General features: G+C 38.5%; 22 protein-coding genes and 1 other annotated feature. Of the genes, 17 read left to right on the top strand and 5 right to left on the bottom strand.

The window, feature by feature from the left end:
* The first annotated feature begins 277 nt into the window (after window positions 1–277).
* Complete coding sequence (locus QS62_RS07840; protein WP_066108418.1) at window positions 278–1,225, top strand: gluconeogenesis factor YvcK family protein; 948 nt, start codon at window positions 278–280, stop codon at window positions 1,223–1,225.
* A gap of 11 nt (window positions 1,226–1,236) precedes the next feature.
* On the opposite strand, the gene QS62_RS07835 is transcribed toward QS62_RS07840, so the two are convergent.
* The 3 genes from QS62_RS07835 to typA form a co-directional block, all read right to left on the bottom strand.
* Entirely contained in the window at window positions 1,237–2,430 is a 1,194-nt protein-coding gene (locus QS62_RS07835) for an MFS transporter (protein ID WP_066108414.1), read from the bottom strand.
* A gap of 191 nt (window positions 2,431–2,621) precedes the next feature.
* The gene (gene gntR, locus QS62_RS07830) at window positions 2,622–3,623 is read right to left on the bottom strand and encodes a gluconate operon transcriptional repressor GntR (RefSeq protein ID WP_066108412.1); all 1,002 of its coding nucleotides are present in this window, start codon (window positions 3,621–3,623) and stop codon (window positions 2,622–2,624) included.
* Between the two features lie 70 nt (window positions 3,624–3,693).
* Complete coding sequence (gene typA / locus QS62_RS07825; protein ID WP_066108409.1) at window positions 3,694–5,547, bottom strand: translational GTPase TypA; 1,854 nt, start codon at window positions 5,545–5,547, stop codon at window positions 3,694–3,696.
* Window positions 5,548–5,863: 316 nt separating this feature from the next.
* On the opposite strand from typA, the gene glnA reads away from it, so the two are divergent.
* The 9 genes from glnA (at window position 5,864) to hisIE (ending at window position 15,513) form a co-directional block, all read left to right on the top strand.
* Window positions 5,864–7,285, top strand: coding sequence for a glutamate--ammonia ligase (glnA, locus tag QS62_RS07820; RefSeq protein ID WP_066108406.1), 1,422 nt, complete (start codon window positions 5,864–5,866; stop codon window positions 7,283–7,285).
* Between the two features lie 193 nt (window positions 7,286–7,478).
* Window positions 7,479–8,126, top strand: coding sequence for a glutaredoxin 2 (gene grxB, locus QS62_RS07815; protein WP_066108404.1), 648 nt, complete (start codon window positions 7,479–7,481; stop codon window positions 8,124–8,126).
* Between the two features lie 101 nt (window positions 8,127–8,227).
* Window positions 8,228–8,348: a sequence feature (His leader region), on the top strand.
* Between the two features lie 23 nt (window positions 8,349–8,371).
* The gene (gene hisC, locus QS62_RS07810; RefSeq protein ID WP_066108402.1) at window positions 8,372–9,442 is read left to right on the top strand and encodes a histidinol-phosphate transaminase; all 1,071 of its coding nucleotides are present in this window, start codon (window positions 8,372–8,374) and stop codon (window positions 9,440–9,442) included.
* A 1-nt stretch (window position 9,443) separates the two neighbouring features.
* Window positions 9,444–10,535 (top strand): bifunctional histidinol-phosphatase/imidazoleglycerol-phosphate dehydratase HisB, encoded by a 1,092-nt coding sequence (hisB, locus tag QS62_RS07805; protein ID WP_066108399.1) that lies wholly within the window; start codon window positions 9,444–9,446, stop codon window positions 10,533–10,535.
* 165 nt (window positions 10,536–10,700) lie between these two features.
* On the top strand, window positions 10,701–12,623 hold the full coding sequence (locus tag QS62_RS07800) for an ATP-binding protein (protein WP_066108392.1): 1,923 nt from the start codon (window positions 10,701–10,703) through the stop codon (window positions 12,621–12,623).
* Between the two features lie 144 nt (window positions 12,624–12,767).
* Complete coding sequence (hisH, locus tag QS62_RS07795) at window positions 12,768–13,361, top strand: imidazole glycerol phosphate synthase subunit HisH (RefSeq protein ID WP_066108389.1); 594 nt, start codon at window positions 12,768–12,770, stop codon at window positions 13,359–13,361.
* A 23-nt stretch (window positions 13,362–13,384) separates the two neighbouring features.
* Window positions 13,385–14,131 (top strand): 1-(5-phosphoribosyl)-5-[(5-phosphoribosylamino)methylideneamino]imidazole-4-carboxamide isomerase, encoded by a 747-nt coding sequence (gene hisA / locus QS62_RS07790; protein ID WP_066108383.1) that lies wholly within the window; start codon window positions 13,385–13,387, stop codon window positions 14,129–14,131.
* A complete protein-coding gene (gene hisF, locus QS62_RS07785) occupies window positions 14,113–14,886 on the top strand; it encodes an imidazole glycerol phosphate synthase subunit HisF (RefSeq protein WP_066108380.1) in 774 nt (257 codons plus the stop codon). The genes hisA and hisF overlap by 19 nt, the downstream gene beginning before the upstream one ends.
* Before the next feature lie 9 nt (window positions 14,887–14,895).
* The gene (hisIE, locus tag QS62_RS07780; RefSeq protein ID WP_066108377.1) at window positions 14,896–15,513 is read left to right on the top strand and encodes a bifunctional phosphoribosyl-AMP cyclohydrolase/phosphoribosyl-ATP diphosphatase HisIE; all 618 of its coding nucleotides are present in this window, start codon (window positions 14,896–14,898) and stop codon (window positions 15,511–15,513) included.
* A 70-nt stretch (window positions 15,514–15,583) separates the two neighbouring features.
* Here the strand turns inward: hisIE and bcp are convergent, their stop codons facing one another.
* On the bottom strand, window positions 15,584–16,051 hold the full coding sequence (gene bcp / locus QS62_RS07775) for a thioredoxin-dependent thiol peroxidase (protein WP_066108372.1): 468 nt from the start codon (window positions 16,049–16,051) through the stop codon (window positions 15,584–15,586).
* Between the two features lie 163 nt (window positions 16,052–16,214).
* Here bcp and dapA point away from each other — a divergent pair, with 163 nt between their 5' ends.
* Genes dapA through QS62_RS07760 form a run of 3 tightly spaced genes read left to right on the top strand, consistent with a single transcriptional unit; the run spans window position 16,215 to window position 18,682 of the window.
* A complete protein-coding gene (gene dapA / locus QS62_RS07770) occupies window positions 16,215–17,108 on the top strand; it encodes a 4-hydroxy-tetrahydrodipicolinate synthase (RefSeq protein WP_066108369.1) in 894 nt (297 codons plus the stop codon).
* A gap of 49 nt (window positions 17,109–17,157) precedes the next feature.
* Window positions 17,158–17,973, top strand: coding sequence for a pyridoxal phosphatase (locus tag QS62_RS07765; protein WP_066108366.1), 816 nt, complete (start codon window positions 17,158–17,160; stop codon window positions 17,971–17,973).
* Between the two features lie 19 nt (window positions 17,974–17,992).
* Window positions 17,993–18,682 (top strand): aspartate/glutamate racemase family protein, encoded by a 690-nt coding sequence (locus QS62_RS07760; RefSeq protein WP_066108363.1) that lies wholly within the window; start codon window positions 17,993–17,995, stop codon window positions 18,680–18,682.
* A gap of 4 nt (window positions 18,683–18,686) precedes the next feature.
* Here QS62_RS07760 and fdhD read toward each other — a convergent pair whose 3' ends face one another.
* Window positions 18,687–19,481 (bottom strand): formate dehydrogenase accessory sulfurtransferase FdhD, encoded by a 795-nt coding sequence (fdhD, locus tag QS62_RS07755; protein WP_066108361.1) that lies wholly within the window; start codon window positions 19,479–19,481, stop codon window positions 18,687–18,689.
* A 204-nt stretch (window positions 19,482–19,685) separates the two neighbouring features.
* Between fdhD and fdnG the strand changes: the two genes are divergently transcribed.
* From fdnG to fdhE, 4 genes are read left to right on the top strand one after another with little or no spacing between them, the layout of a single operon-like run.
* Window positions 19,686–22,742: a formate dehydrogenase-N subunit alpha gene (gene fdnG / locus QS62_RS07745; protein WP_156550104.1), complete on the top strand. Its 3,057-nt coding sequence runs from the start codon at window positions 19,686–19,688 to the stop codon at window positions 22,740–22,742.
* Window positions 22,743–23,654 (top strand): formate dehydrogenase subunit beta, encoded by a 912-nt coding sequence (gene fdxH, locus QS62_RS07740; protein ID WP_066108352.1) that lies wholly within the window; start codon window positions 22,743–22,745, stop codon window positions 23,652–23,654. It begins immediately after the preceding gene.
* A 1-nt stretch (window position 23,655) separates the two neighbouring features.
* On the top strand, window positions 23,656–24,312 hold the full coding sequence (locus tag QS62_RS07735; protein ID WP_066108349.1) for a formate dehydrogenase subunit gamma: 657 nt from the start codon (window positions 23,656–23,658) through the stop codon (window positions 24,310–24,312).
* A gap of 4 nt (window positions 24,313–24,316) precedes the next feature.
* On the top strand, window positions 24,317–25,240 hold the full coding sequence (gene fdhE, locus QS62_RS07730; protein WP_066108346.1) for a formate dehydrogenase accessory protein FdhE: 924 nt from the start codon (window positions 24,317–24,319) through the stop codon (window positions 25,238–25,240).
* The last annotated feature ends 105 nt before the right edge of the window (window positions 25,241–25,345 follow it).

The raw sequence follows: 25,345 nt of genomic DNA, 5'->3' as shown, positions 1-25,345 counted from the left end.
GTACCGTCAGCGTAGGTTACAGCTGGTAATTTTTAAAGGAGATAAACTTAAATTAAATAGCGTCCAATTTGGGCGCTATTTTTTTGTACTTAAATCTCATCTAACTCTTCTTTATTTCATTAAAGAGGGGAACGCTTTATCACCTAAATTTAGCGCAGTTATCGACTAAAATAATAAACAAAGCTAAAATAGCGCACCAAACCAGCGTGCTAAAAATTTAGTTTTCACTCGATTAGCTCACTTTTCACTACTATAAAAATTATCATAAGGTTTTGTTATGTTATTTTCTTCTGTTGTTACCCCTAATTTAAATGAGGCGCGGCATATTGTGGCGATTGGCGGCGGGCATGGACTTGGTCGAGTAATGTCTGCATTGAGCTTTATGCGTTCTCGTTTAACCGGGATTGTTACTACAACAGACAATGGTGGTTCAACAGGAAGAATTCGCAGCCAATTTGGTGGTATTGCGTGGGGTGATTTGCGGAATTGTTTAAACCAAATTATTACCACACCAACAACAGCCTCTGAACTTTTTGAATACCGTTTTGATGGCGAGGGCGACCTGGCTGGGCATAACTTAGGTAATTTAATGTTAAAAGCATTAGAAAATATCAAAGTACGTCCGTTAGATGCAGTGAATTTAATTCGTGAGCTATTACACGTTGAGCCGTTTATTATTCCAATGTCGGAGAAGCCTGCCCATCTTGCCGCACAACTCAATAGCGGCGAGATGATTATCGGTGAAGTGAGTATCGATAATTTAGCAGATATTCCACAGCAGCTAAGTTTAGAACCTGCCGTAGCAGCAACACCAGAAGTAGTAACAGCAATTAATCGTGCGGATATTATTTTGTTTGGCCCGGGTAGTTTTTTAACCAGCATTATGCCGCCGTTATTACTGAGTGAAGTGAGAGCAGCATTGGCACAAAGCAGTGCGATTAAAATTTTTATTGATAATTTAGGGGTAGAACATAGCCCGTCAGCGCAATTGAATTTAGAAAATCGGGTAGCATGGGTGAATAATTATATTGGTAAGCCGATAATTGATGGTGTGATTACCGATGTAAACACAGTATTATCAACAGATTTTAAACAACAATATTGTGTATTAGAACGCAGATTAAATGCTGATGATGTTAGTTATCGACATGATCGCGCTTTATTAAGTCACGCATTGGAAGATGTTATTGATGAAGTGAAAATTAGGCAAAAGCGTTTTGCCTAATTTTTTGCTCGTTAGAGCTTTTTGATATTGGCTTTTGCTTTGCTGCGGACGACAAAGTGATAGAGCAGTAAGCCAATCAAAGCAATTAAAGTATTAATCCAATACATAATATTAAAGTTAAAGGCACTAACGAGCATACTGAGCAGTACTGATCCTAACCCCACGCCGAGATCGAGAAATAAAAAGTAAGTGGCAGTAGCCGCACCAGCCCGTTCACTTGGTACAACTTGTACACTGGAAGTTTGAAACGCAGGTGCGATTGCGCCATAGCCAAGTCCTAAAATAGGCGCAGCAATAAAAATACCAACGGCAGATTCCGCCATACTGAGTAATGCCATACCGAGAATAAAGATAATATAGCCGGGGTAGATAAGGTAAGAAGCACCATAATAATCGTAAATACGACCGATAAATGGACGAGTTATCACAATGGTAACGGCAAAAATCACAAAGAAATAACTAGCGAGGGTACCGATACCCATTGTGGTCATCATAATTGGTACGAAGACCAAAATACCTGAATAGGTAAAACTCATAAACAATCCCATTAAAGCCCAAGGCAAAGCACGACTTTCGATAAAACGTGCGAGATTCCAGGCTTTATTTCCTCGAGGTTTGGCGATAGCGAGAGTATCTGGTAAAGGCTTGCGATTAGCCGCATAAAAGCCGATTAAACCGATAATAGCGCAAGCAATAAAGAGCGCTTGATCGCCAAGCGTATCTAAGATCAGCAAGCCGAAAAATGGCCCGATTACCATCGCGATATTGACGAACATTGCAAAATAACCAATGCCTTCACCTTTTCGCGTATTAGGCAGAACCAAAACCGCCACAGTCGCTACAACGGTAGTACCGATAGCAAATAACATGCCTTGGAAAAAACGATAGATAAAAAGAAATTCAACAGAGGGAGAAAAGTTAAATGCTGCGGTGATCAGAAAAAATAACCCAGTGGAAAAGAGCAGCATCTTCTTTTTGTTTAGGCTGTCAATCAGTTCTCCGGCAAAAGGACGGCAGAGAATACAACCAATTTGGAAGCAAGTCATTGCCATACCGGCATCAAACGCGCTACCACCGTAAGAGAGGGTAATTACAATCGGTAGAGCGGATACCATAATATATTGCACGATATAAAATACGCTGCTACTGATTCCGTAGCCAGTAAATTCAGCAGTCCATAATGGTTCTTTAGTTGTGTTTTTCATTTTATTTTTCCAGTCGTATATTGTGGTGACTTTTGTTGTCAAAATGCTCGAAATGATATGTTGTCGTGCGAGAAACTCTCTTTAAATTGAAGAGTGTACTGCTATGCGGTATCTGTTTGTTATTTATATAACATCAATAAAGTAGGTTTATCAGTAGTTTGTAATATGCGGTCGTGATAACCGCATATTTTTTAAATACTTTCGCCAATATGAATATGATACCCCAAATCAATGATACTGCTTTGCTGCGGAATACCATTAATCCGATTTAGTAATTCTTCTGCGGCACGTTGCCCAATCGCTAAACGCGGCGTAATCACGCTGGCTAATTGAGGTTTCATCGCTTGCCCTACATCGTGACCATGGAAACCAGCAATACCAATCTGTTCCGGTACGCTGATCCCTAAACGCTGACACTCAAATAATGCACCAACTGCTAAGTCATCATTGGTACACATAATGCCATCCATTTGTGGGTGTTTTGCCATTGCTTGATGAAGCAGTTCTGCGCCTAGCGAGAAGGAAGATGGCAATTCAGTGATCATACTATGCGGCGTTAACCCATGTTTTTGCATTGCTAATTCGTAGCCTTGCATTTTTAATTGTGTACGTTTATCCATTCGCGCAGTGAAATAAATGATATTTTTATGTCCGCGCTGAATCATTGTTTCGACCATTGCTTGTGAGGCAACGGTGTTATCAAAGCCTATAACTTGTTGAATACCCAATTGATTACTATCCATAATCTCAATCACCGGAATATTCGCCATTTCTATCATTTTTAATGTGCGTTCGGAATGTTGATTTTCTGACAAAATCAGGCCATCAACATTATAAGAAAGAAGCGATTCAACCCGTTTTTCCTCTTTCTCCAGACTATAACCATAGTGAGCTAACATTGTTTGATAGCCGGCTTCGTCAGTAATTTTTTCAATGCCTTTAATGACATCAGCGAACACTTGGTTGGTTAAAGAAGGAACTAAAACACCAATCGCGCGACTTTTCGCATTCGATAGCATACTTGGCGCTCGATTAGGAATATAACCAAACTCTTCGATAGCTTTAGCAATTTTTTCTCGTGTATCAGGCGCTACTGAATCAGGATTACGCAAATAACGGCTGATAGTCATTTTGGTTAAACCGAGATGATCGGCGATATTTTGTAGGGTTGGGCGTTTGTGCGGTACACTCATGATAACAACAACAAAAGATAAAAAAACTCCCGCTATTTTAGGCTAAATGGCGGGAGTAGGAAATCAGAATTTAGCGTGTACTGGTACTTGTTGTAGTACGGTTAGCACGTTTACGTTCAACTTCGGTTAAGAATTTCTTACGAATTCGAATTGATGCCGGAGTTACCTCAACTAATTCGTCATCGTCAATAAATTCTAACGCTTGTTCTAAGCTGAAACGAACAGGTGGAACTAAGACAACTGCTTCATCTTTACCTGCAGCACGCATATTCGTTAATTTCTTACCTTGTAAGCAGTTTACGGTTAAATCGTTAGAACGGCTATGAATACCGATAACTTGCCCTTCGTAAACTTCTGCACCATGTTCGATCATCAACTTACCACGATCTTGTAAACCAAATAGCGCATAAGCTAAGGCTTTACCAGTGGCATTAGAGATCAAGACTCCGTTTTGACGTTGTCCGATTTCACCCGGTCTAACATCGTCATAATGGCTGAAACTTGAGTAAAGTAAGCCAGTACCAGAAGTCATTGTCATAAACTCATTACGGAAGCCGATTAGACCTCGACTTGGGATAATGTATTCTAAACGTGTGCGTCCTTTACCATCCGGCACCATATCACGCACTTCACCTTTACGAATACCAAGCGCTTCCATTACAGCACCTTGATGCTGTTCTTCGATATCAATAGTCACTTGCTCAAAAGGTTCTTGTTTACGACCATCAATTTGGCGGAAGATTACTTTTGGTCGAGAAACCGCAAGTTCATAGCCTTCACGACGCATATTTTCAATTAATACTGAAAGGTGTAATTCACCACGTCCAGAAACGCGGAATGCATCAGGATCTTCGGTTTCTTCAACACGCAAAGCAACGTTATGGACTAATTCTTTGTTTAAACGTTCAAGAATTTGACGAGATGTCACATATTTACCTTCACGACCACAGAATGGTGAAGTATTGACACAGAAGAACATTGTTACCGTTGGTTCATCAACAGTTAGTGCAGGTAAGGCTTCAACATTATTTACATCACAGATAGTGTCGGAAATATTTAGCTCGCCTAAACCAGTTAAAGCGATAATATCGCCAGCGTTGGCAATATCTTCTTCATAACGTTGTAAACCAAGATGTCCTAATACTTGTCCGACACGTGCGTTACGGGTTTTTCCTTCGCTATCAATAATGACGACAGCTTGGTTTGGTTTCACTGAACCACGTTTGATGCGTCCAATACCGATTACGCCAACATAACTATTATAGTCTAGTTGTGAAATTTGCATTTGGAATGGCTTGTCTAATTCGACTTTTGGTGGCTCAACATATTTTACGATTGCTTCAAATAATGGCGTCATATCGGCTGCGAGTTCGTCGTGTTCTAAACCAGCAACACCATTTAATGCCGAAGCATAAATAATAGGGAAATCTAATTGTTCATCTGTTGCACCTAAATTAACAAACAGATCGAACACTTGATCAACTACCCAATCTGGACGTGCGCCCGGACGGTCAACTTTATTAATTACCACAATCGGTTTTAAACCATGCGCAAAGGCTTTTTGCGTTACAAAGCGAGTTTGTGGCATTGGGCCATCAAAAGCATCCACTAATAAGAGAACGCTATCAACCATTGATAATACACGTTCTACTTCACCACCGAAGTCGGCGTGTCCCGGAGTATCTACAATATTAATACGATAACCGTTCCAGTTAATGGCGGTATTTTTAGCGAGGATTGTGATACCACGCTCTTTTTCTAATGCATTAGAATCCATTACACGTTCATCGCTATCGCCAGAACGAGAGGTTTCTAATGTACCTGATTGTTGTAAAAGTTTATCAACGAGAGTGGTTTTACCGTGGTCAACGTGCGCAATGATGGCAATGTTGCGCAACTTACTAATATCTAAATCGTTTTTCATCTGAAAATTATCTTCGTTTATTCGGGTTGTAGTATTTTGAAAAAGTTTGGCTTTCGCTATACTGAACACTGCTTGTTGCCTTGTAGAAAGCCCAACGTTTACAGCATAACGGGTGAAAAGGTGGCAAATTATACAGCGTTTTATTACAGACGGCTATTAAATAATGAGAGTGTAGCTTTTTTGTTTTTAGATATTTTTTTGAAAAAAACTAAAAAATCTATTTTATTTTTAATAAAAATAGGATATTGTTTATCTGAATTCAAAAAAACAACATTATCTTTATAAATTAACTACTCCAAAATTAAGAGGATTGATTATGGCAAACACACAAGCAATTGATAAAGTTTTCCAACTTATCGAAGAACATGGTATCCGTTTTGTTGACCTTCGTTTTACTGATATTAGAGGGAAAGAACAACACGTTTCTGTACCAGTGAGTGCAGTAGATGAAGACTTCTTTGAAGATGGTAAAATGTTTGATGGTTCTTCTATCGCTGGTTGGAAAACCATTAACAAATCTGACATGGTTTTAATGCCTATTCCTGAAAGTGCATTAGTCGATCCATTCTTTAGCGTACCGACTTTATCTATTCGTTGTAATGTTTTTGAACCAACTACAATGCAAGGTTATGATCGTGACCCACGTTCAATCGCAATTCGTGCAGAAGAATACTTAAAAGCATCAGGTATTGCAGATAGCGTATTAGTTGGACCAGAACCAGAATTTTTCATCTTTGATGATGTACGTTTCAAAACTGGTATGTCAGGTTCTTTCTATCAAGTTGATGATATTGAAGCAAGCTGGAATACAGATAAAGAATATGAAGGCGGTAACAAAGGACACCGTCCAGCAACTAAAGGTGGTTACTTCCCAGTTCCTCCGGTCGATTCATCACAAGATTTACGTTCTGAAATGTGTTTAGTGATGGAAGATATGGGACTTGTGATTGAAGCGCATCACCACGAAGTTGCGACCGCAGGTCAAAACGAAATCGCTTGCCGTTTCAATACTTTGACATTAAAAGCAGATGAAACTCAAATTTATAAATATGTAGTTCACAATGTTGCATTTGAACATGGTAAAACTGCTTGCTTTATGCCAAAACCAATCTTCGGTGATAATGGTTCAGGTATGCACTGCCACATCTCTTTAGGTAAAGATGGCGTGAACCTATTCTCTGGTGATAAATATGCTGGATTATCAGAATTATCACTTTACTTCATTGGTGGGGTGATTAAACACGCTAAAGCATTGAATGCATTTACTAACCCAACTACAAACTCTTATAAACGTTTAGTACCAGGATATGAAGCGCCAGTGTTATTGGCTTACTCAGCAAGTAACCGTTCTGCATCAATTCGTATCCCAACTGTATCTAGCCCGAAAGCACGTCGTATTGAAGTGCGTTTCCCAGATCCAGGTGCGAACCCATACTTAGCGTTCTCTGCACTTCTTATGGCTGGTGTAGATGGTATTATCAATAAGATTCACCCAGGTGATGCAATGGATAAAAACCTCTATGACTTACCGCCAGAAGAATTAAAAGAAATTCCAACTGTAGCGGGTTCATTAGATGAAGCGTTAGCTGCATTAGCTGCTGATCACGAATTCTTAACTCGTGGCGGTGTATTCAGCACAGATTTCATCGAAGCGTATATCGAATTGAAGAATAAAGAGGTTGATAAAGTACGTTTATTACCACACCCAGCAGAGTTTGAATTATATTACTCACTCTAATTGGTTGAAGTATTACTAACTATAAAACCCTGAAAGTTTCTACTTTCAGGGTTTATTTTTTACAGTGGATTAAGAGTGTAATGCGCGTCACAATTCTTCTAATAGATAGAGGGAAATAGGCGTAGAAACTTGATAACGTTACTATTTTGTATTAAAAATAAGATTGCCATTGATAATAGATAAGGAGCCAACCATGAGACTTTATACCTATGAACATTGTCCCTATTGTGTGCGAGCAAGAATGATATTTGGGCTAAAAAATATTCCGGTTGATGTGATTGTATTAGCTAATCATCATGATGAAACACCAATGAAATTGGTGGGTAAAAAAGTCGTACCAATTCTTGCTGACAGTGATGGTATGGTGATGCCTGAAAGTTTGGACATTGTGCGTTATGTGGATAAAAAATATGGTGAACCTTGTTTAAAAGAGTTGGTTCGTGATGAGGTTAGTCAATGGATTCAAAATGTAAGCAGTTATCATAACCACCTGGTGTTACCTCGTTTTGTACAAATCGGCTTGAAAGAATTTGCAATGCCAGAATCGGTGGAATATTTCACGATGAAGAAAAGTAAAATTATTGGTAGCTTTGCTGCTAATCTTGCACAAACTCCAGAATATTTAGCGAGAATTAATCAAGATCTATTAGCGTTAAATGATTTGATTGTTAGTCCAAAAGCAAGTTCTGGAGAATTAGCGATTGAAGATATTGTATTGTTCCCAATTTTGCGCAATTTAACTATCGTTAAAGGCATAGAGTTTCCAAATAAAGTGGCGGCTTATATTCAGAAAATGTCATTAATGAGCGGTGTTGAACTTTATACTGATCGGGCGGTGTAAAAATTCCGCGAAAAGTTATTGCATTTTGCTACGCAATCCAGTAGTTTAGATAGCGGTTTTACATTAAGGATACAATAAATGAATTTAACTCGAATTGCTCATCATCACCATCATCAACCTGATTAATCTTTCAGGCGATGGTGCATTGGAAGATTAAGCGATCTTCCGAGCATTCGTAAGAATCACAATCCTCTCGGAAGATAATTTCGAGAGGATTTTTTTATTATTTAGGATAGGAAAAAATTATGAGCATTACACAACTTTCTCGCAAAAATATTCAAGCATTAGTGCCGTATCAATCAGCACGCCGTTTAGGTGGTAAAGGTGATGTTTGGTTGAATGCTAATGAATATCCAATTTCTCCTGATTTCTCATTAACTTGTCAAAATTTTAATCGTTACCCAGAGGCGCAACCACAAGCAGTTATTCAAGGTTATGCAAATTATGCAGGAGTATCTGCAGAAAATGTTATCGTTAGTCGTGGCGGAGATGAATGCATTGAGTTGATTATTCGTGCTTTTTGTGAACCAAACCAAGATGCAATTTTATATTGCCCGCCAACCTATGGTATGTATTCTGTCAGTGCAGAAACCTGTGGTATTGCTTGTAAAAAAGTTCCTCTTACTGCGGATTTCCAATTAAATTTGGGTGAAATTGAGCGCCAATTAGCTAATGTTAAGGTGGTGTTTGTTTGTAGCCCAAATAATCCAACAGGTAATTTAGTTAAGCGTGAAGATCTGATTGCTTTGTTAGAAATGACACGAAATCGTGCGATTGTCGTGGTTGATGAAGCTTATATTGAATTTTGCCCAACAGCGAGTTTAGTAAAAGAACTAGTTAATTATCCACATTTAGCGATTATTCGTACTTTATCAAAGGCATTTGCTTTAGCTGGATTACGTTGCGGTTTTACGTTAGCTAATCCAGAGTTAATCGGCATTTTACAAAAGGTGATTGCACCTTATCCATTACCTACTCCAATTGCTGATATTGCAGCACAAGCTTTATCAGCTCAAGGATTAGCAATGATGCAACAACGAGTAAAAACTGTCATTGCAAATCGTGATTGGTTAGTGGAAGAATTAAATAAATGTGCCATTATTGAAAAAGTCTATCCAAGTGAGGCTAATTATCTTTTATTTAAAGCGAAAAATGGCCAACAACTATTCCAATATTTATGGGATAACGGCATTATTCTACGTAATCAAGGTAGCCAATTAATGCTGGAAAATTGTATTCGCATTACTGTTGGTACAGAAGAAGAAAACCAACGTACAATGCAAGCAATCAATCAATTCGCACAACAAGGAAACTAATATGCAACAAAACATTCTCTTTATCGATCGTGATGGCACGTTAATTGATGAACCAAAAACAGATTTTCAAATTGATAGCTTAAAAAAATTAAAATTAGAACCGAATGTTATTCCTGCTTTATTAAAGCTACAACAAGCGGGTTATCACCTAGTGATGGTGAGCAATCAAGACGGTTTAGGAACAGAATCTTTTCCACAAGAAGATTTTGAGAAACCACATAATGCAATGATGCAAATCTTTAATTCACAAGGAATCACCTTTGATGATGTATTAATTTGTCCACATAAACCAGAGGATAATTGTGAATGTCGTAAACCAAAATTAGGTTTATTGAAGAAATACATTAAAAAGAAATTGTTTAATAAAAAACAAAGTTATGTGATTGGTGATCGACCAACAGATTTACAGCTCGCAGAAAATTTAGGTATTACTGGTTTGCAATATCATCCTGAAAATTTAGGCTGGGATTTAATTGTTGAAAAAATTCTAGCAGCAAAAACAGCACCAGAAGGACACACACCGCGCCATGCAGCAGTTACTCGTAAAACGAAAGAAACTGATATTAAAGTGGAAGTTTGGTTAGATGAGCAAGGCATTAATCAAATCAATACAGGCGTAGGTTTTTTTGATCATATGCTTGATCAAATTGCGACACATGGCGGTTTCCGTATGAATGTTACGGTAAAAGGTGATTTACATATTGATGATCATCATACCGTTGAAGATACTGCATTGGCACTAGGCGAAGCCTTGAAGCAAGCTTTAGGAAATAAGCGTGGTATTGCGCGTTTTGGTTTTGTGTTGCCAATGGATGAATGCAAAGCGGAATGTGCATTAGACCTTTCAGGTCGTCCATATTTGAAATTTAAGGCGAAATTTGGACGTGATAAGGTTGGTGATTTTAGTACAGAAATGGTTGAACATTTCTTTATGTCATTAAGTTACGCGTTAGCCTGTACTTTACATATCAGTGTAAAAGGTAATAACACACATCACCAAGTAGAAGCGATGTTCAAATGTTTTGGTAGAACATTACGTCAAGCAATTCGTATTGAAGGTAATGAGTTACCAAGTAGTAAGGGTGTGTTGTAATAAAATGGTGTGCGTTTGATAACTCATACTATTTTATATAAAGAAACTGCACCTATTGGTGAATTAAACACAAAATAAACAGAATTGATTGAGCAATTAAGAACTCATCGTAAGCCTATGCTGTAATGGAAAGATTTATGTGCGAGGAATTGCTTAGGAGAAAATATGCTATCAAGAGAAATGGTTCTAAGCTTATTGCAAACACTGCAACAAAACGGCAATGAACATCAACAAATTGAAGCAAAAAAGGCACAATATATTGGTGACTCTATTATGCAAACGGTGTGTGCTTTTGCCAATCAACCTGTGGGAGAGAAAAGTTATTTGCTTTTAGGTATCTCTGAACCTGATGAACAGCACAACAACTATTGGGTATCAGGTGTAGATGCTCTGGATGAATTACTCAATAATTTGCATAATAATTGCCGTACTCAATTTAATTATCCTGTACCTATTGATGTTGGTTTCGCTCAAGTGAACGGGAAATCGATGGTCGCAGTTGAAATCATTGGGCTTGATGTGCATTCTAAACCCTGTGGGTTTGTGGGGAAAAGTAAAAAAAATTTTACCAAAACAGGCGTTTGGTTACGTGGTATTAATGGAGATTATGAAGCCAATCAACGAGATTTAGAGCCTTTTATTATGGCGAAAATGGGTAGTTCTTTTGAACAACATATTTTGCCTGATAGTACAATGGACGATATTGACCCAAATATGATTGAGTTATACCGTAAATTGCGAGCAAAAATCAGACCTAATGCACCAGAACTCACTTATAGCGATTTAGATTTACTTAAAGCTTTTAATCTTGTTAAAAAATCATCAACAGAATATCAACCAAATATAGCTGGATTATTGCTCTTTGGCTCTCAAGCTGCATTACGTCGTTTATTACCTATGGCTCGTGTGGATTATATTCGTCATAAAGGGAAACAATGGGTAGAGGCTGGTGAAGAACAACGTTTTGCATATACACAAGATTTTCGAGAATCGTTAATTTCAATGGTTCATCGTCTCGAAGCGACTATTTTAGATGATTTGCCACATCATTTTAATTTAGAAGAGGGGCAAATCCAGCGTAATGATGTGCCATTATTGCCAGCAAAGGTTATTCGTGAAGCGGTTGTTAATTTATTAATGCATCGCGATTATTCTGTCAATCAACCCTCACAAATTAACCGTTTTAGTAATCGGATTGAAATGCAAAATGCTGGCTACTCTTTAAAACCCCTTGAGGAGATGGGAAGTGCAAGCTCAATAACTCGAAACCCACTGATTGCTGCTGTGTTATATGATCTACAATATGCAGAAACAAAAGGCAGTGGTGTAACTATAATGAGAAATGAATTAAAGTCTGTGGGATTAACCTTACCATTGTTTCAAAGTAATCAAGATTCGAATCAATTTAAAGCCACGTTTTTGCTACATCAGTTAATTAATGAAGAGCAGATTCAATGGTTAAAAAGCATTACCAAAAAATCATTGAATGATCATGAAGCAAATGCATTACTTATTGCGAAAGAAATGGGCTATGTTGATAATGCGACATTAAGAGAAATTACGGGATTAGATACTTTATCCGCAAGTAAGTTACTACAAAAATTGTGCAAGTATAATCTGCTGATTATGCAAGGAAAAGGACGAGATACGTCTTATCTTTTAGCTAACTTATATAATGGTCAGTTACAATATGATGGCGCAGTAAGATACGATAGCAAACCTGCACAGTTCGATGGCGAACCTGCACAGTTCGATGGCAAACCTGCACAGTTCGATGGCAAACCTGCACAGTTCGATGGCAAACCTGCACAGTTCGATAGCAAACTTATACAGTTAGATACTAAAAAGTCAAATGCTGAGCATATTAAAGAAGTTATTTTAGAAATTTGCTTAGAACAATATTATTCATCTAGTGAAATAAGTGATTCTATTCGACGTAATAAAAATTGGTTGAGAACCTATTTGCGAACAATGTTAGAACAGGGATTGCTTAACACACGCTATGATTCTCCTAATCATCCAAAACAAGCTTATAAAACAAGTCCTATAGGTATTGAATGGTTGGAGCAAAAAGGGAAGAAAAAATGAGCCGAATCTAGGTATAGTAAACTTTAAAAAATAGGTGAAGTTTAAGTAAGGGAAGGGAGATTTCTTCCATATCATGAAATGAATACTCTGAATACAAGCGATTTATTTTATACAATTGATTATTTTTAACTTAAAAGGACTAAAATGCAAAACATCATCATCATTGACACAGGCTGTGCCAATCTTTCATCGGTAAAATTTGCCATTGATCGATTGGGTTATAACGCAGAAATCAGCCGAGATTTAAATAAAATTCAACAGGCAGATAAATTACTGTTGCCCGGAGTGGGAACGGCAAATGCCGCTATGCATAATTTACAGCAACGTGAATTAATCGCCACTATTCGTTCATTAACACAACCTGTTTTAGGCATCTGTTTAGGTATGCAACTAATGACTGAATATTCGACAGAAGGCAACGTGGAAACCTTGAAACTGATGAGTGGTCGTACTGAATTATTGCCTGATACAGGTTTACCTTTGCCGCATATGGGTTGGAATCAAGTGCAATTTTCTACAGATGAGGCGTTGTTTGCAGATATTCCCGTCGGTAGTTATTTCTATTTTGTGCATAGTTTTGCTGTATTACCAAATGAAAATACGATTGCAACTTGTGAGTATGGAGTGCCATTTTCCGCTGCATTACATAAAGATAATTTTTATGGCGTACAGTTCCATCCAGAGCGTTCTGGTAAAGTCGGAGCACAGCTATTACGTAATTTTATCGAAAAAATATAAGAGAAAAATCAACAGGATCAAACATGACAAAATCAATTATTATTCCTGCCTTAGATTTAATTAATGGTCAGGTAGTGCGTTTACATCAAGGCGATTATGCTAAGCAGACGACTTATAGCGATAATCCAATTGAACAATTTGCCGAGTATGTGCAGCAAGGCGCAGAACAATTACATTTAGTCGATTTAACAGGGGCAAAAGATCCAAAAGCACGTCAAACTACGCTAATTGGAAAAATTATTGCGGCTACGGATTGTCCGGTACAAGTTGGCGGTGGTATTCGCACTGAACAAGATGTAGCAGATTTATTAGCAGTAGGTGCTAATCGAGTGGTGGTGGGGTCAACGGCAATTAAGCAACCGGAAATGGTGAAAGGTTGGATGCAAAAATATGGCGCTGAAAAATTTGTCTTAGCCTTAGATATTAATATTGTTGCAGGTAAAAAGTTGATTGCAATTCATGGCTGGCAAGAAACCAGTGAGCTCACTTTAGAACAAGTGATTGAAGATTTTGCTCAAGTTGGTTTGCAACACGTTCTTTGTACTGATATTTCCAAAGATGGTACGTTAAGTGGTTCAAATGTTGCGCTTTATCAAGAAATTTGTGCGAAATATCCACAAATCCAATTCCAATCTTCGGGTGGTATTGGTTCATTAGCAGATATTGCAGCATTAAAAGGAACTGGCGTGGCTGGAGTGATTGTTGGTCGAGCTTTATTAGAAGGTAAATTTACGGTAGCGGAGGCAATTGAATGTTGGCAAAACGGATAATTCCTTGTTTAGATGTGCGTGATGGACAAGTAGTAAAAGGGGTGCAGTTCCGCAATCATGAAATTATTGGCGATATTGTGCCATTGGCGAAACGTTATGCTGAAGAGGGCGCAGATGAATTGGTGTTTTATGATATTACCGCCTCATCTGATGGTCGCACAGTGGATAAAAGCTGGGTGGAACGTGTTGCACAAGTCATTGATATTCCTTTTTGTGTCGCAGGCGGGATTAAAACTATTGCAGATGCGGAACAAATTTTTGCCTTTGGTGCGGATAAAATTTCGATTAATTCACCAGCATTAGCCAATCCTGATTTGATTAACCAATTGGCAGATCGTTTTGGTGTGCAGGCGATTGTGGTTGGAATTGATAGTTGGTTTGAACAAGAAACGGGTAAATATTGGGTTAATCAATACACAGGTGATGAAAAGCGTACACGTCAAACCAATTGGCAAACTATTGACTGGGTGCAAGAAGTACAAAAACGTGGTGCAGGTGAAATCGTGCTTAATATGATGAACCAAGACGGTGTACGTAATGGTTATGATTTAGTGCAACTCAAAAAAGTGCGTGAAGTGTGCCAAGTTCCTTTAATTGCTTCTGGTGGTGCTGGAGAGATGGTGCATTTCAGAGATGCTTTTGTGGAAGCTAATGTAGATGGTGCCTTAGCGGCGAGTGTCTTCCATAAACAAATTATTAATATTGGCGAATTAAAACAGTATTTAATTAACGAACATATTGCAATTAGAAGTTAGGTAAAAACAATGTCAGATAAACAACTTATAGAACAAATTGACTGGAAAAAAGTAGATGGATTATTGCCAGTAATTGTACAAAATGCCGATACTTGCGAAGTATTAATGTTAGGCTATATGAATCAAGAAGCTCTAACAAAAACGTTAGCAGAGAAAAAAGTAACTTTCTTTTCTCGTACTAAACAACGTTTATGGACTAAAGGAGAAACTTCAGGGCATTTCTTAAATGTGGTGGATTATACGTTAGATTGTGATCGTGACACCTTATTAATTTTGGTGAATCCAATTGGAGAAACTTGTCACGAGGGGACAGATAGCTGCTTCTCACCAATTTCAGAAAACCCTAATTGGATTTTCTTTAGTAAGTTAGAAAAATTATTGAATGCACGTAAAGATGCCGATCCAAGTAGCTCTTATACGGCTTCACTCTATGCCAGAGGTACAAAACGTATTGCACAGAAAGTGGGTGAAGAGGGTGTAGAAACTGCTTTGGCAGCGACAGTACGTGATCGTGAAGAAACGATCTGTGAGGCGGCAGACTTGGCGTACCACTTAACCGTTTTATTACAAGATGCAAATTTAACTTGGGCAGATGTAATTAATAAATTAAAAGAACGTCATAAATAAAATCTAGTTCATAAAAAAATGGCTTAACTTTTAGAAATCAAGGTTAAGCCATTTTTGTTAGCAGCATCAATTACGCATTTTTCAAATAATCTAAGACGACTTGGTGATGTTCTCCAGTCTTGAATTTATCAAAGACCTTTTCAATAATGCCTTGTTCATTGATTAAGAAACTGATGCGATGAATACCGTCAAAAGTTCTACCCATAAATTTCTTTTCACCCCAAACGCCAAAAGCTTCTGCCACTTGATGATCAGGATCAGATAACAAAGTAAAATTTAACTCTTTCTTCTGCTCAAATTGCGCCAGTTTAGTTGGCTGATCAGGGCTAATACCTAATACTTTGACATTTAGTGCTTGCCATTCTGCTTGTGTATCACGAATACCGCAAGCTTGAGTAGTACAACCGGGAGTAAGGGCTTTTGGATAAAAATAAACGAGTACTTTTTGTCCTTGAAAATCTTGTAATGATACTGGTTGAGAATGTTGATCAAGTAATGTAAAAATTGGTGCTTTTTCACCAGCAGTTAATGTTTTCATCTTTTCTCCTTTTCGACGAAATAACTTTTCTACAGAATTATAGCGAAAAATAAAAAAATTGCTTGCAATGTAAGGTAATTTTGGCAAGCTAGAAAGCATCGTTTTATTCAGACTGTATCAGCATTTTTGCGAAGTACAACAACAAAAAATCTCAGGAGTAATTATGTCATCACAACCTTTATTTTCAGGCAGTATCGTTGCCTTAGTCACCCCAATGGATAGCGCAGGCGAAGTCAATTACGGACAATTAAAAAAATTAGTAAATTACCATATTGAAGCAGGTACAAGTGCGATTGTTTCGGTGGGAACGAGCGGTGAAGCAGCAACATTAAGCATTGAAGAAAATATCAAAACTATTCTTAAAACAGTTGAATTTGCCGATGGACGTATTCCAGTTATTGCAGGCGCAGGCGCCAATGCTACCAGTGAAGCAGTCACAATGACGAAATTATTAAATGGCAGTGGTATCGCAGGTTGTTTAACCGTTGTGCCTTACTACAATAAACCAACTCAACAAGGAATGTATCTACATTTCAAAACCATTGCTGAATGCACTGATTTACCGCAAATTTTATATAACGTACCAAGTCGTACAGGTAGCGATTTATTACCGGAAACTGTGGGACGTTTAGCAGAAATTCCAAATATTGTTGGGATTAAAGAAGCAACTGGCGATGTTAGTCGTGTACAAAAAATTAAAAAATTAGCGGGTGAAGATTTTATTGTATTAAGTGGCGATGATGCGACTTTCTTAGATTCTATGAAAGCAGGTGGTGAAGGGGTTATCTCGGTAACCAATAACGTGGCTGCTGCTGATATGGCGAAAGTTTGTGCTTTAGCACTAACCGGTAAATTCGACGAAGCTGAAGAAATTAACCAACGTTTAATGGCGTTACACCACGATCTCTTTGTTGAATCTAACCCAATTCCAGTGAAATGGGCTTGCTATAAATTAGGTTTAATTGATGAACCAACATTGCGTTTACCGTTGACTATTTTGAGTGAAGAAGCACAACCAAAAGTTATTAAAGCACTGCAAATTGCAGGATTATTATAAAGAATAGGAAAACAGGCATTTTGCCTGTTTTTTGTTTTAAAGGAGTCTTATGAGTTATCAAGTTATTGCATTTGATTTAGATGGCACATTATTAAATAGCGAAGGAAAAATCTTACCGAGTAGCATTGCAGCAATTCAACAAGCAAGAGCACAAGGTAAAAAAGTTGTTTTAGTAACAGGCAGACATCACACTGCGGTAAAACCCTATTATTATGAGTTGGGATTAGATACACCAGTAGTTTGTTGTAATGGCACTTATCTGTATCAAATGGAAACGGATAATGTGTTAGCAGCAAATCCGCTAACAGCAGAAAAAGCGAAAAAGATTCTTGATCTAGCTTATCAATATGGTTCACACGTTTTATTGTATTCACGTGATGCAATGAATTTTCAAACCTTTAATCCACATATGGAAAAATTTAAAGCGTGGGCAGATAGCTGCGAACTTGCAGTACGACCAAATGTACGACAAGTACCAGACTTATATCATTTCATTACCAGTGGTGACATTATTTGGAAATGTGTGATTAGTGCACCAAGTCGTGAAGTGATGTTGCAAGTGGTGGATAATTTACCTAGTGATCAGTTTAGTTGTGAGTGGTCATGGATTGATCGGGTAGATATTGCAAATGTTGGTAACACTAAAGGTGGTCGCTTGTTAGAGCTACTAGCGTTATGGGGTGTTGATCCTAAAGATGTTATCGCTTTTGGTGATAATCATAACGATACCAGTATGCTAACGGCTGTTGGTCTTGGTGTAGCAATGGGAAATGCTGAAGAAGAAGTTAAACAGCAAGCGAAGCTCGTTACTAAAAGTAATGACGATAATGGTATTGCGGAAGTATTAATACAATATCTTGATTAATATTTTTAATGGAATGAATATGAAAGTCATTGGATTATTAGGTGGAATGAGTTGGGAAAGCACCGTTTCTTATTACCAAATTATCAATCAGCAAATTAAACAACGTCTTGGTGGATTACATTCTGCAAAGATAGTCCTTTATAGTGTTGATTTTGCAGAAATTGAGAGATGTCAAGTTAGTGGTGATTGGAATAAAAGTGCAGAGATATTAGCCAATGCAGCGCAAAAATTGGCGCTAGCTGGTGCAGATTTTATATTAATTTGTACCAATACTATGCATAAAGTTGCACCTCAAATTGCAACACAAATAAATATTCCGATTATTCATATTGCAGATGCAACGATTGAACAATTACAAAAACATCAGATTAATAAAGTGGCTTTGTTGGGCACAAAATATACGATGATTGAAGATTTTTATAAACAAAGAATTATAGATCAAGGTATTGACGTATTAATTCCTAAGCAAAGTGATATTGAAGAGATTAATCGTATTATTTTTACTGAACTTTGTCTTGGTAAAGTAGAAGTATCATCTCGTCAAACATTTCAGCGTATTATTAATGAATTACAACAACAAGGTGCGGAAGGTGTTATTTTAGGTTGTACTGAGCTTGGTTTATTAATCAAAGAACAAGATATTGAGTTGCCAATTTTTGATACCACCATTATTCACGCGCAATGTGCAGTAGAATTAGCACTGCAATAGTGTTCTAGTTACCAGTATATTGAGTCACTCGTCCTTTACGGGCAAAGCCAAATAAGGTGAAATGGTGTTGTTCTGCCATTTCTACCGCAAGTGCAGTTGGTGCAGAAATCGCTACTAACATCTCGATCCCACAAGCCAAACACTTCTGTACCATTTCATAACTTGCCCGACTACTAACAAACACAAAACCTTGAGGGCGTTGATGTGTGGCATACCAACCTAATAATTTATCCAATGCAACGTGACGTCCCACATCTTCACGCAAAGCAAGTAACTCACCTTGCGGAGTAAAGAACGCTGCTGCGTGCGTCGCTCCAGTTTCTTTCGCAAGTAATTGATGTTGTTCTAATTGTGCTAAGCAGTTGTCAATTAATGAGGGATCTAAAGTAAAAGTGCTTTCTGTTTTTGCATATTGACGCTGCACTTGTTGTAGTTGTTCAACACCGCAAATCCCGCAACCAGTACGCCCAACTAGATTACGGCGATGTTCTTTAAGTGCGACGAATTGGCGTGTTGATAACTCGATTTGCACTTCAATACCGTTACAAGTTTCTTCGATATCAATGCCATAAATTTGTTTTGGATCGTTGATAATGCCTTCTGTTAATGAAAAACCGATAGCAAACTCCTCTAAGTCTTGCGGCGTACACATCATTACACTATGGGAAATGCCGTTATAGACAAGGGCAACAGGCATTTCTATGGCAAGACTGTCTAATTTTTCCTCTCCAATTGGATTAAATGAAAAATAATTGTTATTTTTTTGATATAAAACACATTTCTTTTTTATGAGTTGCATCAAATTTTCCTCAAAATACCTATAATAAGTAGGTGTTTCTTTCGGTTGACAGGCATATGCTTGCAACGGTAATCCACAAGGGGTCATTGATTATATTACAAAGAAAGAGTAATCTACACCTCGAAAATGTAAGGATTACATTTTGATCACAAAATAAAGCAGATTTATTAACTTCTACTCACTACTATCCAACAAGGAGTATCTATGCAGGTCACAAGAAGAAAATTCTTTAAGATCTGTGCAGGTGGAATGGCAGGGACTTCCGCTGCCATGCTCGGATTTGCGCCAGAAGTGGCGTTAGCAGCTCCTCGCGAGTATAAATTACTCCATACGACTGAAACGAGAAATACCTGTACTTACTGTGCTGTTGGCTGTGGAATGTTGCTATATTCCATCGGCGATAAGGCCAAAAATGCTAAAGGAAAACTATTCCATATCGAAGGCGATCCAGATCATCCAGTAAGCCGCGGTGCACTTTGCCCTAAAGGTGCTGGTGCATTGGATTATGTAAACAGTCCAAATCGTTTGCAATATCCTGAATATCGTGCGCCAGGTTCAAAAGAATGGAAACGTATTTCTTGGCATGATGCGATTACCCGTATTGCACGTTTAATGAAAGATGACCGCGATGCTAACTTTATTGAAGCTAACGCAGAAGGAACACCTGTAAACCGTTGGTTAACAACAGGTATGTTAGCGGCGTCTGCATCTAGTAATGAAACTGGTATTTTGACCCAAAAATGGGTAAGAATGCTCGGTATCCTTTCTGTTGACAACCAAGCGAGTATCTGACACGGACCAACGGTAGCAAGTCTTGCTCCATCATTTGGTCGCGGTGCGATGACCAATCACTGGGTTGATATTAAGAATTCCGATCTCGTTATCGTTATGGGCGGTAATGCCGCAGAGGCTCACCCTGTCGGTTTCCGTTGGGCGATTGAAGCGAAGAAAAATAATGGTGCGAAAATTATGGTGGTGGATCCACGTTTCCATCGTACCGCAGCTGTTGCTGATATTTATATGCCGCTTCGTTCAGGTACAGATATTGCCTTCCTTTCAGGGGTGATTAATTACCTATTAACTAACGATAAGATCCAACATGAATATGTAAAATATTACACAAATGCGACTTTCTTAGTAAATGAAGGCTTCAATTTTGAAGATGGATTATTTACTGGTTACGATCCTGAAAAACGCCAATATGATAAAGCGACTTGGTCTTATCAATTGGACGAAGAGGGTTTTGCAAAACGTGATATGACAATGCAAGATCCACGTTGTGTAATTAATCTCTTGAAAAAACACGTTTCACGCTATACACCAGAAATGGTTGAACGTATTTGTGGAACTAAACAAAAAGATTTCAAAATTTTCTGTGAAGAAATTGCGAAAACAGCTGATCCAGCTAAAGCAGCAACCTTCTTGTATGCATTAGGTTGGACACAACATAGTGTCGGTTCGCAAAATATTCGTACCATGGCAATGATCCAATTATTACTTGGTAATATTGGGGTTGCGGGTGGTGGCGTTAACGCATTACGCGGACACTCAAACGTACAAGGTATCACAGACTTAGGTTTATTCCCGCATATGCTACCGGGATATATGGGATTACCAACCGATAAAGATGTTTCGTTAGAAGCGTATCTCAATCGTATTACACCGAAACCAACACAAAAAGGTCAAGTGAACTATTGGGGCAATACACCGAAATTCTTTATTAGTATGTTGAAAACTTTCTTCGGAGCTAATGCGACTGCTGAAAATCAATTCGGCTATCACTATTTACCGAAGATGGATCAAAAATATGATCACTTCCGCTTCATCGATATGATGTATGCAGGAAAAGTAAATGGTTATCTCTGCCAAGGATTTAACCCAATTGCTTCTTATCCAGATAAGAACAAGGTACTTACTGCATTAAGTAAGTTGAAATTCCTTGTAGTAATGGATCCATTAGCGACAGATACCTCTAATTTCTGGCAAAACTATGGTGAATACAACGATGTGAAAACTGAAGATATTCAAACTGAAGTTTTCCGTTTACCAACCACCTGTTTCGCGGAAGAAGATGGTTCTATTGCTAACTCTGGCCGTTGGTTGCAATGGCACTGGAAAGGTGCAGATGCTCCGGCAGAAGCGAAGCCAGATATCGCAATTCTTTCTGAAATTCGTGAAGCCTTAATTGAGCTTTATGAAAAAGAAGGCGGTCGTGGTGTTGAACAACTCAAAGCAATGAGTTGGAATTATCTCAACCCAAGCGAACCAACAGCAGAAGAATTAGCGAAAGAAAATAACGGTTATGCGTTGGAAGATCTTAAAGATCCTAATGGTGTAGTGCTTGTGAAGAAAGGTGAGCTATTACCAAGTTTTGCCTTCTTGCGTGATGATGGTACTACTTCATCTGGTAACTGGATCTATACCGGCCAATGGACTGAAAAAGGTAATATGATGGCTCGCCGCGATAGCTCAGATCCATCAGGATTAGGTAATACCTTAAACTGGGCGTATGCATGGCCATTAAACCGCCGTATTATCTACAACCGCGCGTCAGCAGATTTACAAGGTAAACCTTGGAATGCGAAACGTCAGTTGGTGAAATGGAATGGTAAAAACTGGAACTATGTGGATGTAGCTGACTTTGGTACAGCGCCTCCAGGCAGTGACGTAACACCATTTATTATGCAACCTGAAGGGGTTTCTCGCTTGTTTGCAATTGATAAGATGGCTGAAGGTCCGTTCCCAGAACATTATGAACCACTTGAAACACCAATTGGTACTAACCCATTACATCCGAATGTGATTTCTAACCCAGTGGCACGTATCTTGCCATCAGATAAAGAATCGTTTGGATCTAATGATAAATTCCCATATGTGGGAACCACCTATCGTTTAACAGAGCATTTCCACTTCTGGACTAAACATTCACTATTAAATGTGATTGCTCAACCAGAACAATTTGTGGAACTTAGCGAACAACTTGCTGCTGAAAAGGGTATCAAGCATGGCGATAAGGTGAAAGTAAGTTCAATTCGTGGTTATGTGAAAGCGGTTGCCGTAGTAACGAAACGGATTCGTCCATTAGAAGTGGATGGTAAAGTTGTTCATACCATTGGTATTCCGATTCACTGGGGCTTTGCTGGCGTAGGTAAGAAAGGCTTCTTTGCCAATAACTTAACGCCTCGTGTTGGTGATGCAAATACACAAACACCTGAATTCAAAGCATTCCTTGTGAATATTGAAAAAGTTGCGGAGGCGTAAATGGCAGTTCAAACTCAAGATATTATCAGAGCCTCAGCAACATCGGGGCTTACACCACCGCCACAAGTGCGTGATCACAAAGTTGAAGTGGCAAAACTGATTGATGTAACTACCTGTATTGGTTGTAAAGCCTGTCAAGTAGCTTGTTCTGAATGGAATGATTTACGTGCAGAGCCAGGTAATTGCGTCGGTGTTTATGACAACCCGGTTGATCTTGAACCGAAAGCATGGACAGTGATGAAATTCAACGAAGTTGAAGAGAATGATCGTCTTGAATGGTTAATCCGTAAAGATGGTTGTATGCACTGTTCTGATCCAGGTTGTTTGAAGGCTTGCCCTTCTCCAGGTGCGATTATTCAATATGCTAATGGGATTGTGGATTACCAATCTGATAAGTGTATTGGTTGTGGTTACTGTATTGCAGGTTGTCCGTTTAACGTACCGCGTATTAATCCTGAAGATAATCGTGCTTATAAATGTACCTTATGTTCAGATCGTGTCAATGTAGGACAAGAACCAGCTTGTGCGAAAACTTGCCCAACTGGTGCGATTCATTTCGGCAGTAAAGAAGAGATGTTACATTATGCAGAAAAACGTGTGGCAGATCTTAAGAGCCGCGGTTATGAAAATGCCGGTATTTACGATCCGCAAGGGGTTGGTGGTACTCACGTGATGTATGTTTTACATCATGCTGATCGTCCAGAATTGTATTCAGGGTTACCGAAAGATCCTCATATCAGTGAAGTTGTTTCACTCTGGAAAGGTGTGCTTAAACCACTTGCTGGTGTAGCAATGGGCGCATTAGCAGTAGGTGCGGCAGCGCACTATATTGCAATGGGACCAAACACTGAAGATCTTGAGGAAGAAGAAGTGATTAATCCACATGATCATGATGCGAAAGGAGGAAAATAATATGGTTGATTTAAACAAAAAAGTGTTGCGCCATAGCGTAAAAGAACGTTTAAGTCACTGGCTTGTTGTTTTCTGCTTTTTCACAACAGGTTTATCTGGACTTTCTTTCTTTTTCCAAGATTTTGCGTGGATTGCTGAGATTCTTGGTACACCGCAATTAGCACGTGTTGTACACCCGTTCACTGGTTTAATTATGATTGCCGCGTTTATGGTGTTATTTAAAACCTATTGGCGCGATAACTTAATTGAGAAGGGGGACTGGCGTTGGTTGTTAAACGTGGTAGAAGTGTTGAAAGGTAATGAGCATCATGTTGCTGATGTAGGTCACTACAATATGGGACAAAAATTATTGTTCTGGACATTGATTGGTGCTTTATTACTTCTTCTAGGCACAGGTATTATTATGTGGCGCCCATATTTTGCACCATCATTCCCAATTCCTGTTATCCGTATTGCGATCTTATTGCATGCTTGTAGTGCTATTGCATTAATTCTTGGCATTATGGTGCATATTTATATGGCAATTTGGGTGAAAGGCTCAATTACTGGAATGTTAGGTGGTAAAGTAACAGCGCGTTGGGCGAAGAAACACCATCCACGTTGGTATCGTGAAGAAATCGAACCGATTTTAAAACGAGAAGAACAACAAGGAAAATAATTAGATGAGTATTCGTATCTTACCAGAGAGCGAAATTCAACAAGCAGCGGAGGGGCTAACTAGCCCCCCGTTACTTTTCGCGAATCCAAAAAATTTATATCAGCGTCGAGCAAAAAGATTACGTCAATTGGCTGAAAATAGTCCGTTCAAAGATTATCTTGAGTTCACTGCAAAAGTGGTCGATGTACAATTACGCTTATTGCAAGAACAACCAATTGAAAAAGATCCTCGTTTAGACAAGGATGTATTAACTGAGGAAGTGTTAGCGGCGCAGCCATTACATTATCAACATTGGCAGCGTTCTCCGATTTGGCAAACTTTACTTACCAATTTATTGGAAGAGTGTAAAAGTTTTGCTGATGGTATGATTGCTGACACTATTGATACTTTAGAAAAAACATCGACACAAGAACGAGAAGATCTGGCAGATCGTTTATTAAATAATGAATTTGAGGCAGTACCAAGTGATCAAGCGCTATTTATTTGGGCAGCGTTAAATCTTTATTGGATACAATTAGTACAGCAAATTCCGCATCATGCAAATGCTGAATTAGGTGAGCATCGTCATTTCTGTCCTGTTTGTGGTTCTGCACCAATTACCAGTGTCGTCCATTTTGGCAGTACACAAGGTTTACGCTATGTTCATTGCGCATTATGTGAGAGTGAATGGAATATTGTACGCAGTAAATGTACTAATTGCGAAGAAACCGCACATATTGATTATTGGTCGCTAGATAGTGAACATGCACCAGTGAAAGCTGAAAGCTGTGACGATTGTAATAGTTATTTAAAAGTACTGTATCAAGAAAAAGATCCTGATGTTGAACCAGCAGCAGATGATTTAGCAACGTTGTTGTTGGATCATGAAATGGAAGAGAAGGGCTTTTCGCGGAGTGGGATAAATCCTTTGTTATTTCCAGTAGGTTAGCGTAAGGCTTGGTATTTTAAGTATTTGACTGCTGATGAGTTTAAGTTCTATCACCAATTTTGATAAACAAGTTTTGGGTTCCCTCTTACTCTTGCCCGAATGTAA

The organism is Gallibacterium salpingitidis, assembly GCF_001678495.1.
Classification (GTDB): Bacteria; Pseudomonadota; Gammaproteobacteria; order Enterobacterales; family Pasteurellaceae; genus Gallibacterium; species Gallibacterium salpingitidis.
The sequence above is the reverse complement of the archived record's forward strand: the minus strand, read 5'-3'. Positions and strand labels throughout refer to the sequence as shown.